17 protein-coding genes are annotated in these 12,107 nt (G+C 41.5%); 11 read left to right on the top strand and 6 right to left on the bottom strand.

What is annotated here, in order from left to right; genetic code table 11:
- The first annotated feature begins 157 nt into the window (after nt 1–157).
- The 4 genes from AC5JM2_RS12875 to AC5JM2_RS12860 all read left to right on the top strand — a co-directional run bounded on the left by AC5JM2_RS12875 (nt 158) and on the right by AC5JM2_RS12860 (nt 2,473).
- Nucleotides 158–445 carry a type II toxin-antitoxin system Phd/YefM family antitoxin gene (locus AC5JM2_RS12875; RefSeq protein WP_495835268.1) on the top strand — a complete coding sequence of 96 codons (288 nt, stop codon included), beginning with the start codon at nt 158–160 and terminating at the stop codon, nt 443–445.
- Nucleotides 429–752: a type II toxin-antitoxin system RelE/ParE family toxin gene (locus AC5JM2_RS12870; protein WP_495835267.1), complete on the top strand. Its 324-nt coding sequence runs from the start codon at nt 429–431 to the stop codon at nt 750–752. The genes AC5JM2_RS12875 and AC5JM2_RS12870 overlap by 17 nt, the downstream gene beginning before the upstream one ends.
- Nucleotides 753–875: 123 nt before the next feature.
- On the top strand, nt 876–1,370 hold the full coding sequence (locus AC5JM2_RS12865) for a DNA N-6-adenine-methyltransferase (protein WP_495835266.1): 495 nt from the start codon (nt 876–878) through the stop codon (nt 1,368–1,370).
- Nucleotides 1,371–1,594: 224 nt separating this feature from the next.
- Nucleotides 1,595–2,473, top strand: coding sequence for a hypothetical protein (locus AC5JM2_RS12860; protein WP_495835265.1), 879 nt, complete (start codon nt 1,595–1,597; stop codon nt 2,471–2,473).
- Between the two features lie 94 nt (nt 2,474–2,567).
- Here the strand turns inward: AC5JM2_RS12860 and AC5JM2_RS12855 are convergent, their stop codons facing one another.
- Nucleotides 2,568–2,702, bottom strand: coding sequence for a hypothetical protein (locus tag AC5JM2_RS12855; RefSeq protein ID WP_495835264.1), 135 nt, complete (start codon nt 2,700–2,702; stop codon nt 2,568–2,570).
- Between the two features lie 118 nt (nt 2,703–2,820).
- Here AC5JM2_RS12855 and AC5JM2_RS12850 point away from each other — a divergent pair, with 118 nt between their 5' ends.
- The 4 genes from AC5JM2_RS12850 to AC5JM2_RS12835 all read left to right on the top strand — a co-directional run bounded on the left by AC5JM2_RS12850 (nt 2,821) and on the right by AC5JM2_RS12835 (nt 6,666).
- Nucleotides 2,821–3,381, top strand: a complete 561-nt coding sequence (locus AC5JM2_RS12850) for a recombinase family protein (RefSeq protein ID WP_495835263.1) — start codon at nt 2,821–2,823, stop codon at nt 3,379–3,381.
- A complete protein-coding gene (locus tag AC5JM2_RS12845; protein ID WP_495835262.1) occupies nt 3,374–3,655 on the top strand; it encodes a WGR domain-containing protein in 282 nt (93 codons plus the stop codon). Before AC5JM2_RS12850 ends, AC5JM2_RS12845 begins: the two co-directional genes overlap by 8 nt.
- Nucleotides 3,656–3,914: 259 nt before the next feature.
- Nucleotides 3,915–4,373, top strand: a complete 459-nt coding sequence (locus AC5JM2_RS12840; RefSeq protein ID WP_495835261.1) for a hypothetical protein — start codon at nt 3,915–3,917, stop codon at nt 4,371–4,373.
- 4 nt (nt 4,374–4,377) lie between these two features.
- Complete coding sequence (locus AC5JM2_RS12835) at nt 4,378–6,666, top strand: tetratricopeptide repeat protein (protein ID WP_495835260.1); 2,289 nt, start codon at nt 4,378–4,380, stop codon at nt 6,664–6,666.
- Nucleotides 6,667–6,793: 127 nt separating this feature from the next.
- On the opposite strand, the gene AC5JM2_RS12830 is transcribed toward AC5JM2_RS12835, so the two are convergent.
- Nucleotides 6,794–8,068 (bottom strand): hypothetical protein, encoded by a 1,275-nt coding sequence (locus AC5JM2_RS12830; RefSeq protein ID WP_495835259.1) that lies wholly within the window; start codon nt 8,066–8,068, stop codon nt 6,794–6,796.
- Nucleotides 8,069–8,316: 248 nt separating this feature from the next.
- Nucleotides 8,317–8,976 (bottom strand): tyrosine-type recombinase/integrase, encoded by a 660-nt coding sequence (locus tag AC5JM2_RS12825; RefSeq protein ID WP_495835258.1) that lies wholly within the window; start codon nt 8,974–8,976, stop codon nt 8,317–8,319.
- 185 nt (nt 8,977–9,161) lie between these two features.
- Between AC5JM2_RS12825 and AC5JM2_RS12820 the strand changes: the two genes are divergently transcribed.
- Complete coding sequence (locus AC5JM2_RS12820) at nt 9,162–9,440, top strand: hypothetical protein (RefSeq protein WP_495835257.1); 279 nt, start codon at nt 9,162–9,164, stop codon at nt 9,438–9,440.
- A 50-nt stretch (nt 9,441–9,490) separates the two neighbouring features.
- Here AC5JM2_RS12820 and AC5JM2_RS12815 read toward each other — a convergent pair whose 3' ends face one another.
- Nucleotides 9,491–9,967: a hypothetical protein gene (locus AC5JM2_RS12815; RefSeq protein ID WP_495835256.1), complete on the bottom strand. Its 477-nt coding sequence runs from the start codon at nt 9,965–9,967 to the stop codon at nt 9,491–9,493.
- Nucleotides 9,968–9,969: 2 nt separating this feature from the next.
- A complete protein-coding gene (locus tag AC5JM2_RS12810; RefSeq protein WP_495835255.1) occupies nt 9,970–10,449 on the bottom strand; it encodes a hypothetical protein in 480 nt (159 codons plus the stop codon).
- Nucleotides 10,450–11,065: 616 nt separating this feature from the next.
- Between AC5JM2_RS12810 and AC5JM2_RS12805 the strand changes: the two genes are divergently transcribed.
- Together AC5JM2_RS12805 and AC5JM2_RS12800 are read left to right on the top strand one after the other, a co-directional pair.
- Nucleotides 11,066–11,425, top strand: coding sequence for a type II toxin-antitoxin system RelE/ParE family toxin (locus AC5JM2_RS12805; protein WP_495835254.1), 360 nt, complete (start codon nt 11,066–11,068; stop codon nt 11,423–11,425).
- Nucleotides 11,422–11,760, top strand: a complete 339-nt coding sequence (locus tag AC5JM2_RS12800) for a helix-turn-helix domain-containing protein (RefSeq protein WP_495835253.1) — start codon at nt 11,422–11,424, stop codon at nt 11,758–11,760. Before AC5JM2_RS12805 ends, AC5JM2_RS12800 begins: the two co-directional genes overlap by 4 nt.
- 16 nt (nt 11,761–11,776) lie before the next feature.
- Here AC5JM2_RS12800 and AC5JM2_RS12795 read toward each other — a convergent pair.
- On the bottom strand, nt 11,777–12,107 hold a 331-nt coding region (locus tag AC5JM2_RS12795), incomplete at its 5' end, for a hypothetical protein (protein ID WP_495835252.1).

Here is a 12,107-nt window from a genome sequence, read left to right as displayed (position 1 = left end):
AGCTTAAGTCCCTCACCTGCTCCCCATCCTATAAAACAATATTTATAGAATTCGTATTACGAAATCAGAAGCGACTGTATAGCCAGAGAATAACCTTGCTTATCCTTTCAAAATACGTTAGCATCAGATTTGCATCAAATTTAGTGCAGGGCGTGTTATGGATATTAGCCGTGATATTGATTCTCTCTCTAACTTCAAGCGTAATACGCCGAAGTTCATTGAGCAAATGAAAGAAACAAAGGAACCTGTAATCTTAACCATTAATGGAAAGGCAGAGGTGGTGATACAGGATGCACAAGCTTATCAAACCCTTCTTGATCGGCTTGATTATCTTGAGACGGTTCAGACGATAGAGCGAGGTTTACAGGACGTAAAAGACGGTAAAACCATCTCTTTAGGAGATTTTGAAACCATGATGCGGAACAAACATGGCATTTCAGGTTGAACTCTCCGCACAAGCCACCCAGGATATTGAAGAACACTATGTATGGATACAGGAACGCAGCCCTGCCGCCGCTGAAAAATGGTTTAACGGCATTATGATTGCAATTGATACCCTCAAGGATTTCCCAGAGCGTTGTTCAAAAATACCGGAACAGGACAGCTTTACCCAAGAAGTGCGGCATTTTATCTATCAGAAACACCGTATTATCTTCACAGTCCAAAATAGCATAGTGTATATCCTGGCAGTGCGTCATACTGCTAGAAAGCCTTTGGAAAATGAGGACTTGGAAGAGGTTTTAGAAAATTAAGTAAACCTAAGTGCTAAAAATAACAATGAGCGACTAAGATAGCCAGCTTGTATTAATGGGTAGACACGTCCTCAAACACCCCCTATAACGTAACGCCCTGTGTTACGTTTCAGAAACCTCCTAATGCCCCGTTCCAAAATATACCGCAGCAATGCTGAAAAGCAACGGGCTTACCGCCGGAGGAAGAAAGGCGTAGCGGTTATCCTGCGCAGCACGAAAGAGGAATGGGAAACCCCACAAGAGATATTTGACCCGCTCAATGAGGAATTTAACTTTGAATTAGATCTGGCCGCGCTACCTCACAATGCTAAATGCAGCGCGTTCTATACTCCGGTGATAGATGCTCTAAAGCAGGAATGGCAAGGCGTGTGCTGGCTTAACCCGCCTTACGGCTCGCAACTGCGCCATTGGATAAAGAAAGCTTATGAGAGCGCAAACAAGGGCGCAACGATTGTGTGTTTGTTGCCAGCGCGTAGTTGCACAACCTGGTGGCATGACTATGTTTTACCGTATGCTGAAATCCGCTACCTGCGTGGACGTCTAAAATTTAGCGGCGCGACCAACAGCGCTACTTTCCCCTCCGCTATTGTCATTTTCCGGCCTGCATCGACGGTTTAACGTGCTTACATGTTTTAGTTTCATTTTTTGCTTATTCTGCATAGCTTAGAGATTTGGCTAGTACAATTGTCTTATATATCTATCTACCTTTAGAGAGATTTTACAAATAAAACAGTAAAAATACTGATTTTTGCATTCTTATGATTGACAATGCAACGCTCTTTAGTGGGAGAATACCGGAATAGATAACGATACCAATTCTTTGCATCTATCTGGAGAGCAGCATGTCTAAAAATTTTTTATTACGGCAGTTTCTAAAAGTTGGTGGTAGTTTTCTTGCAAGTGCATCCATAGCAATAGGAGCTTTGTGTCCTATTGTCCTAAATTCTTCAAAGGCTTTGGCTGATTCGTTTCAATTAGGGATTCCTACCGAAGCAGTTAATGCGCTTCAAAGCTTAGATAGTCAAAAGATAAATCCTAAGGCTATTGCATTCGCTCCTAATGGAGGGTGGGTAATCCTCTATGGCAATAATAATTATAATGCGAAAAATATTCCACAAAAAGCCGTTGATACACTTAAGATGTTACATGACCAAGACTCAAGAAATGTTATTAACAGTATTACGTTCACACCGGCTGGAGAATGGGTAATTGTTTATAACAATAACGGTTTATATCCCAGTGACAATTTTCCACAAGTGATTTACGATCAACTTCTGACTTTACATAATAAAAAATCAACTATCCAAACTATTGCGTTTGCTCCTGATGGAGCGTGGGTAATTGTATACGACAAAAATGGTTTTACTCCCAGTATTAATTTTCCAAAAGAGGCTAATGATAAACTTCTAGCTTTAAATAAACAAGCAGCAACAATTCAAACTGTAATTAATACTGTTGCGTTCAGCCCTAATGGAGGTTTTGCAATTATATATAATACGACTCAATACTATCTAAGTCAGAATAATATTCCACCAAATCTTAGTAATGCAATTGAGCAATACCATAAAACCCCTTATAGCTTAGTAAATATAGCTTTTACCCCTACTAATGGTTGTGCGTTACTTTACCAAAATGTAGGTTTAGGTTTGACCAACCTAAATACTCCAGAGTTATTAGGACCACCAGTCTTTACAGGTATAATAAACAATATACACTTTTAAGCGCAATACGGTTCAGCTAAGGCTTTTTCTCTCTCCCTGTACCCCCTGCATTCTCTGTTGCCGCTGCCTGCCTCAACAAATAAATTCCCTTAACTCAACCGTATGGCCTGATAACGTAACGCCATGTGTTACGATTCAAAATGCCTTCATGTCCCGTTTCAGGATATGCCGCAGCAATGCCTAAAAGTGTTGCCATCATCAAAATAAAACCTCCTTTTTGCTTATTCACACTGTCTCTTAATTTATAAATTAGGAGACATTGAAATTAAAAGCGTATAGACTGTCTCTTAAATCGTAAATCAGTAATTAGGAGACAGTTTTGTCTCCTAATCAACTTAGGAGACAAAATGCGCCTCTTCGGCTATGCCCGTGTTTCAACCAGCCAGCAATCCTTAGAATTGCAGGTAAAGAAATTGCAGGAAGCTAATGTAAATCCGTCACGAATATTTACGGATAAAGCAACTGGAAGCACCACCGACCGGCCAGGGCTGAAGCTACTGCAAATGAAAGTGGAAGAGGGCGATATTATCCTGGTGACCAAGCTGGACAGGTTAGGGCGCGACACCGCAGACATGATCCAGCTTATTAAAGAATTTGACGCAATAGGGGTATATGTAAGGTTTCTGGATGACCATCTTAGTACCGAAGGGGAAATGGGGAAAATGGTGGTTACTATTCTTGCTGCAGTCGCAGACGCAGAACGTAAGCGGATATTAGAGCGCACGAGCGAAGGCAGGATAGAAGCCAAAGCCAAGGGCGTAAAATTCGGTTGTAAGCGCTCCGTTGACCGCAAAAAACTATTGCAGTTAAAAGCTGAAAATTTGGGTGCTAGCGCGATTGCCAAAAAGTTAGGCATTGGCAGGGCAACCGTTTATAAAATCCTGAAAGAAGAGAATAACCATGAGTAGCGTAACCCTTTATCGTATAGACCCAGTAAAGAACATGCAGCGCTATTACCGCCTGGATATCCAGCCCGACCTATTCGGAAATCAATGCTTAACCCGTGAATGGGGAAGGATAGGCCGTGCCGGCCAGATGCGCACGACTTTTTACCAAAGCATGGAAGAAGCAGAGCAAGCTTTTATAAAGCAACGCACGGCTAAGGAGCGCAAGGGATATACGATGAAGACTTTAGAAATTTACAGAACAAGAACCATTTATGAGAATGGCAAACCCCTATAGTTGTGTAAGCCAATGACCTTCATGCGGACATTCTCAAAAACGGTCGTTTGTGAGAATGTTTAAACAGTCACGTACCCCGATTTGAGCTAGCGGATAAAACTAAACGATTACCGGAATCGATTATAGAGTTAAATCCCCGACTAATTCTTGTTTGACTACACTTGTTCATGATCCCTAGTCGAAGTTCATTTAAAAATCCGGAAAATTTAATGTGAGGTTGTATACTATTTCCATAACTACTAAATCTAAATGCAAGCAGATGGTAGAACCTCTGACGTCAGCAGTAATTGTCTCATTATTTTTCTCGGAGGCAATCAAAGAAGGTGGAAAAACTTTAACTAAAGGCGTTACTGATACATTTGCTCAATTAGTAAATACCATTCGTGAAAAGTTTAAGACAGAAGGAATGGAAGGATTGCTGAAACGAGCAGAAAATGAACCTACAGAAAGGAATAAAGAAAAGCTACAAGATGAACTGCAAACCCAGATGGATGCAGATAAAGCATTCACTCAAAAATTGAAGGAATTAGTCCAGCAGTTACAAGCACAAGATGAAAGGATACGTCAAGTAGTTTTGAGCGAGATTGAACTAAGTGGCGATTTAAAAGCCAAAGACATCAGCCAAAAAGCCATGCGCGATGGTTCAGTTGAGCAAGAAATGCTAAAAGGGGTCAAAGCTGCAAATATTGATTTGGGCAATTTAAACCAAGAAGCTTAAAAGCATGACTAACGATCCAAATTTTCAAGTTGGACAAAGAATTTTAGAGAATGTTCGGGCTGGTCGTGACATCATAATAGGAAAAATTATTCAAATTTTTATCCATTGGAATAATACTCCTAAACCAACAGGTTTTCCACAAAATATTCCTACTAGCAGTACAGATGAGTTTGTAGGACGAGATCAGGAATTAGAACGCCTCCACCAACAATTACAACGCAATCATAGTGAAGTTATTGCTGCCGTTGTGGAAGGCATGGGAGGAGTTGGAAAAACTGAATTAGCAATTCAATATTCACTGTTAAATCTGAAGTCAGGTACTTACCCTGGTGGCATCTGCTGGCTACGAGCAAGAAAAGAAGATATGGGTTGGCAAATCGTTCAATTTGCTCAAACAGATTTAGGTTTGCAACCTCCAAATGATTTGGAGTTACCAGAACGGGTACGCTGGTGTTGGCAACATTGGCATAAGGGGAATACCCTTCTGGTTATGGATGATGTGAAGAATTATAGTGATATAGAACCCTACCTACCACCACAATTATCCCAATTTAAAGTACTAATTACAACCAGATTAAAACTTAATTTAGCCAGTTCTTTATTTTTATCAGTTTTACATGAATCAGATGCGCTCAAATTACTAGCTCAGTTGATTGGAAAAGAAAAGAAAAACCAGAAGTCAGCACAAGCCCAAGAACTGTGTCAACGGTTAGGATACTTGCCCCTAGCCTTGCAATTAGTAGGACGACGTGTGAAGAAGGATAGAATATCTTTGACAACAATGCTGCAACTGTTGGAGGAAAAAGGGCTAGGTCATCCTTCTTTAGAAGTGGATGAAAATGACCCCACTTGGACTTTAAATATCAAACAAGGAGTAGCGGCAGCCTTTGAGATGAGTTGGCAAGAACTAAGTGATCAAGCCCAACAGTTAGGTTGTCTGCTAAGCTTATTTGCTTTGGCTCCGATTCCTTGGGATCTGGTAGAAAAGGTTATGAATGAGCAAAGCTCGGAAGCATTAAAAAATGCCAGAGTTAAATTAGAAAATTTGTATTTGTTTGTAGGCGAAGATGATTGTCAGTTACATCAACTAATTCGAGAGTTTCTTAGAAACAAGCAAAATAACTTAGCGTCTGCCCACGTTCAAAAGTCTATTTTCTGTCAAGCAATGGTAGAAATGGCCAAGAAAATACGTGATACATCTACTTTTCAAGAAAACACTGAATTTACTTCTTCCATCCCACACCTTATTGAAGCCGCGACTGTTTACAGAAGGTGGTTGCGTGACGAAGATTTTATTGCTCCTTTTATGGGTTTAGCGTATTTTTACAAAAGTCAAATCGCCTATAATGAGGCAATATCCTGGTGTGAAGAATGTTTAAATGCAACTAGAGAGCGTTTTGGGGAAGATCATCTTAATGTTGCTACTAGTCTTCATAATTTAGCGTATCTCTACGAATCTCAGGGAAGATATGTTGAGGCTGAATCCCACTTATTAGAAGCGCTCGATATAAGAAACTGTCAGTTAGGCGAGAATCATCCCGATGTGGCTCAAAGTCTCAATACTCTGGGTGCTATTCACTATTCTCAGGGAAGATATGTTGAAGCTGAATCCTTTTGGCGGAGATCTCTCTATATAAGAAGGCGCAAGTGGGGCGAGAATCATCCCGATGTAGCTCAAAGTCTCAATAATCTGGCACTTGTTTATATTTCTCTAGGATGGTATGATGAAGCTGAAGATTGCTATCAAAGAGCGCTCAGATTAAGACAGTCGTTGCAAGGTGAGAATCGTCTCTGTGTAGCTGCCAGCCTTAATACCTTAGCACAAGTTTACCATTTTCAAAAACGGTATCCTGAGGCTGAAAATTTTTTTAATCAATCTCTCCAGCTACTTAAAGAAGTTTTAAGTGATAAGCATCCTGAGGTAGCTTTGGTACTAAATAACTTAGCACTTTTGTACTGTTCTCAGAAACGCTATAAGAAGGCTGGATTGCTGTACAAACAAGCCATACAAATACAGGAAGATAAGTTGGGCAATGAACATCCTCATCTAGCTATTAGCTTTTATAATCTAGCATCGGTTTACATTGCCCAAAGGCACTATTTTAAGGCTAAATATCTTTTAGAGAAATCCTTAAAGATTAGACAAAACATATTAAGCAATAATCATCCTGATCTTGCTGCTAATCGAAAAGAGTTAGCAGAATTGGACTATCTTAAAAACTGTCTCTTTCCATCTTTGTTTTTCGGTCTAAAAACTTCGCTCTTCCATCTTCTTGGTTATCATTATTATTGATTGTTTTAATTAGCTGAGTCTTATCCCGTTCAATTGGCGTTATGTTTTGGAATGAGTTCATTATGCTGTTGAATTGGCAAAGAATCAGCTTGTTTTTTATACTCAATAGAGTCGGAATCCCCAGAAGTTATTTTGCTTTAGTCCTAAAGTCATATTGCTCAATATTAAATTCATGATGTTGCTGAGTCTTATCCCATTCAGTTGGCGTTTTAACATCAGGTTCAACCTTAACAGTTTGTAGTTGTTTCAAAAACTTTTGCCATGAGCTAATGTTGTGAGTTTTAACATATCGGAAAAATGCGGCATAACGCATCGTTCTATTTGCGGCCTCATAAACGGTAGGATTAAATTTATAGAGAGAGTTAAACTTAGCTTTCATATTCTCAGTCAGAGTAGAGACTTCAAAAACTTTTGGTTGTAAATTATTAGCTTTTTGAACGATTTCATTGCGTTTTGAAACGAGTGCATTATGTTTTTGAACAATTTCATTACGCTGTGGAGTTGTTGGCAAAGAATCAGCTTGTTTTCTATACTCTGCTAACTGTCTTTCATATTCAGCCACCTGTTTTTCATATTCAGCCCGCTGTCTTTTATACTCAGTAAAGTCAGATCTCCAGAAGTAATAATAAGGTGAACCACTTAGGTTTAGATTATTACCTTGTGTATTAAATGCAACATTTACACCAACATCAGTAAATAACCAAGACTGAAAAGTTTTATTTTCACCTTTAAAAACTTCGTCAATTTCTTGGGCTGCCTGCTGCCAATCTTGTCTTGAAACTGAATTTTGATTTTCCCCATATCCTAAGATAGTTTTGTTTTTTAACTGGGGAAGTTGCCAGAACTCATTTAAATTCATAAAGATTGTATCAGCCTGAAGTAAACGGACTCCAAGAAGAGTATTATTAAAAGCTCGGTGATAGGTAATGTTATAAAAATTTTTACCAGGATCACGTCCAAATGAGTATAGGGAAAAATTGTCATCGGAATTATGTCCGAACAAAGAAACAATAGCGTTATACTCACTATTTGCGTAGTTAGCTATAGGAACTAATTCCCAATCTGGTAAAACTGGATGATAAATTTGTCCCTTAATAGAAACGGCAAGCCGCTTTCCATCAGGTTGTGAACTATCGTAGGATAACTCTATCTTCTGATTTACTAAGCTTTTTTCAGGAATAGCAACTGCTTCAAAAGCAATTCCTCCTACTTTACCAACAAGGACATAGGAATGTAGTCCCTCACTACCAATCATTTTTACCTGCAATTCTGGTTGAGGAGTGCCAATTATCCAAGGGGAGATATTTGGGAAATCCCAAGAATCGTTTTCAGCAAGAACATGAAACGTTGTACTCAATATAAAGACAACAGTGGTTAAAAAGAAAGAGAGAAATCTTTTCATGGTTTGTGGTCATGTTGACTCAAAAGTTTCTACATAATCTTACAAAGAGCAAGCAACCTATTCCTGCAAAAAGTATCTAATGTTGAAAACTCTATCTTTTGATAGAGGTAATATCAGAAATTATATAGGTAAGTGCAAAAGGCGGCTTAAAAGCTACATCTTTAGGATCAGTACAACGCAATAAGAGGTTAAAGATTCGCGGACGGGGCTTAGTACCCCGCCCTTGCGATTAAAAGGTTTATTTTTGCCTAATCCCCTGAAACCCTTTCTCTATCCGGCACAGGGTCTACGTTAGTAAACATCGATTTCCTGACGTAACCCTCCCGCCCATGCCCTAGCATGGATAGCGAGGATACCGCGCCCAAGACCTGTTCAGGTCTTACCTCTAGGTATTTCTGCAATTCCTCTAAATTTCTATGCCCTGAAACTTCCTGTATAATCCTAAGCGGAATACCTGCGTTACTCATTTGAGTTAAAGCGGTTCTTCTGAAACTATGGGTGCTCACACCCTCAAACCCCATCCTCTCGCACGTTTCGCGCAGTATCCTGGAGGCGGACTCAGAATTAATATGTCCCCTCCCGTGCCGTCCTGGAAATAAAAAACCATCACGGCTTAATGGCTGGTACTTCGCCAGTAGTCCCCTTAGTTCCTCAATCACCGGCACCGCCCTGGCTGCTAACTTTCCCTTGGTGTTGTGCCTGCGGAAGATGATTTCACCCCGTACACGCATCCTTTTATCATAGACATCCAGAGTGTTTAAGGTACATGCTTCATTGATGCGACATGCTGTATACAAACACACCCCGAACAAGGCGCGGTCACGGTCAGACTGAAACCCTTCGTTGAAAAGTAATTGTATCTCATCTTGTGTAAGGATTTTTGCTTTCCCGTGCCTGTTGATTTTCATAGCCTGTGTGAATGTCCCGTGATTCACAGACTACCGCTAATTGACAGCTTACATTACTAGAATGAATCTACCCTAGTCCCTATACCACTCTTTGATTTTATATAACAAAATCATAATCAAGTAAAAAAAGCTTTTATATGTTATTATTGAATTTATTAAACGAATTCTAAAAAGGCGATGTAGCGATGCCAAGAGGAGGCGCGAGAGCGGGAGCAGGCAGGAAGCCCAAATACGGAGAAGCTACCAAGTTACGGCGTGTACCCGTAAGTTTCACTGCAAGCGATGTAACCAATGCTATCAAAGGGAAGAAGATTATAGAGCAGCTTAAAACACTGGTGGAACAGTGGCAGAAAGAAGCGGAAGAAGCTGCCAAAGAAAGCAAGACGCAAAAACCACCCCGCACCTATGACAAAGCCCTGAAGCTACTAGAAGAACTTACAGGACTATTACCGGAAGAAGAATAAATCCAATTTTGATAACTCACCTTTTACAAATATCCTATAGGGTCAAGTTATTAATCCTTACCCGCTTGACTATCGGCTCTAGCTTTAATTTCAGCTTCAGGGTCAAGGGATACACTTTCAATGATGATTTCATCAATACAAGGCTCCATATCTACATTGTCACCTGGAGCAAATTTCCAAAAATTCGGGTCATACTCACGTACCCATTCCACACTATGAGTAAACAGCCCTTTTACAAGTAATCTTAAATTGCGCCCAAACATCTTCACGCGCATATGCGGAAAAATTAACCCTACAAAATCACCTATTCCTGAATAAGCGACATCGTAGAGCAAATCATAGCGCGGCATCAGATGAATTTTATCAGTGTGTATATTAAGCCGTAGCAGCGGGTCAGGAGTAGGCGCAGAAAATGCACGATAATAAAGCTCGTCCTGCGGTGAAAAATCTAAAATCTTCTCATTAGCGGTATCCGTAGCAGTTTGGGCTTTTTTAGCGTTCGCTATCAACTGTTCAGTTAATTTCATGATTACCGCTCCCATCCTGTAGCGTGTGATTGCGATTTAGTATTCTGATTGTTCTGCGCCGTTTCTTTTGCTTCCATCTTTGCCCGTTCGGTGGCTTTCATAGTAGAGCTATTTTGGGCGGAGTTGTCAAAGGAATTCTCTATTTTGGCTTTAGACTCTGGCGATAAAACCTCATTAGTGGTCACGCCCTGATTTTTAAGCGACTGCCCTATATCTTTAACATCCTGCAAAGTAGCTTTTGATGTTGTGGGTCTTTCCTCTTGCGGTGCTTTCAATTGATCACCGACTTGCTCGCTAAGTTTCCCGCTACCGGAAGGAGTCACGTTTTTAGAAGGCGTAGCTTCTGGGCTAACTTGCGGTGATTGCGATTGAGAAGCACGAAAAGCCATGTTTTGCATAGTTTCTTTTCTTTGCGCCTGTAGCTCTGCTGCGTCTTTTGCAACACTATATTTCTCTTGAAGCTGGTCTTGTAATTTCGCCATAAATAGCATCAGGTGTAACTAGATTTTTTCTAGCACACAGGCTCCAAAACCACCAGGTGAAAGGGGAGTGCAACTACGTGCAGCCTCATTCTCAACACTCAACTCACCTTTACTAAATATCCTAGCTAGGGGGTTACGGGGGAACGGCAATGAGTTCCCCCGCTAATACATAAGGCTAGGTTCGCATAGCGAACACCGTTTTAAACAGGGGGTGACAGGGGGAGACTTCCCCCTAGGGACGTAGCGACGCTGACCCGTCAGGGGCAGGGGCGCGAAGCTCCCCTCTTAGGCTCGAAGAGACTAAGAGCGCAATAAGGCATTGGCTGCGCCAATGCACGCAGGTTTCACCTGCTTTATTGCTCGGATGGGTGCAACCATCCCAAACCAGCCCCCAAACCAGCCCATGAACCAGACGACACCTTACACCTCCCAACCCCCCATTTTTAACCTGTTGCAGCGGAGCGGTGACTGCGCACCTCGGAGCATTAAGGACAGGAAGAGACAATGTGAACGGTGCGCGGTCAGCAATAGGTATTATCGGCAGACGTAAAGTTTGACAGCTATCACTCTCTTTGCTATATCCCTTGAATATTACACCAAGGTAATATAAGATAGCATGACGTGGAATGTAGAATATACCAATGAATTCGGGGAGTGGTGGGAACCGCTTGAAGAAGACATGCAAGATAGCATCACCGCCGTTGTCAACCTTCTGGCAGAGAAAGGAACCGCCCTTGGGTTTCCCTACTCGTCCGGTATATCAAACTCACGCCATTCCCACATGCGGGAGTTGCGTATTCAGCACAAAGGCAAGCCTGTAAGGGTATTTTATGCGTTTGATCCAAGACGCAGCGCTATTCTCTTGATAGGAGGGGATAAAACGGGCAATGACCGTTTTTACGAGGAATATATACCCATAGCGGACAGGCTTTACGACGAGTATATAGAAGAATTGAAGAAAGAGGGCTTGTTATGACAGGGCATAAACCATTTTCAGAACTTACCAAAGATTTTTCGCCGGAACGAAAAGCAAGGATTGCTTCTTTAACCAGCAGCTTGCGGGAAGAAATGACGCTTCAGGAACTGCGCGAAGCCCTTAACCTGCATCAGACGGATTTAAGCGAACGGCTTGGAGTGAAGCAGGCGGCAGTATCACGTATGGAAAATAGAAAGGATATCCACGTTAGTCACCTCAAGAAAGTGATAGAGGCTATGGGCGGGGAATTGGTAATTACTGCCCGTTTTCCAAATGCGGAAGTACGCATCAATCATGTAGTATTACAGAGCGATACTCAGAAGTTAAACGGGTAACTGTGAACGCCGAAACTTAACGGCTTCTATCCCAGTCCTCTTTATGCCGCACCCTCTCTTGGTAGGAGTGACTTTGACGCGCTCCCAGCTTCGCTTGCTCCCTTGCGCGTTCCGTAGCTTTTTCAGATCGATTGACGGGAGGGGTAGCAACATTGCTTTGTGTTTTCTGGCTAGCGTCCCGCGTCGCCATTGCAGAGCCACGGTTTAACTGATACTGCAGGCGGTATTTTTCATAATTTTTCCATTCGCCGGACTTGCTCCAATATCCCGCCTCTTCCCAGTCCTGTTTTACCCTCCCGTAGCGTTCTTCCAGCGTGTTGTCTATATCCACCCGCTCATTATGTTTA

The sequence above is a fragment of the Brasilonema angustatum genome (assembly GCF_059505445.1).
This window is presented reverse-complemented; position numbering and strand designations above follow the sequence as displayed.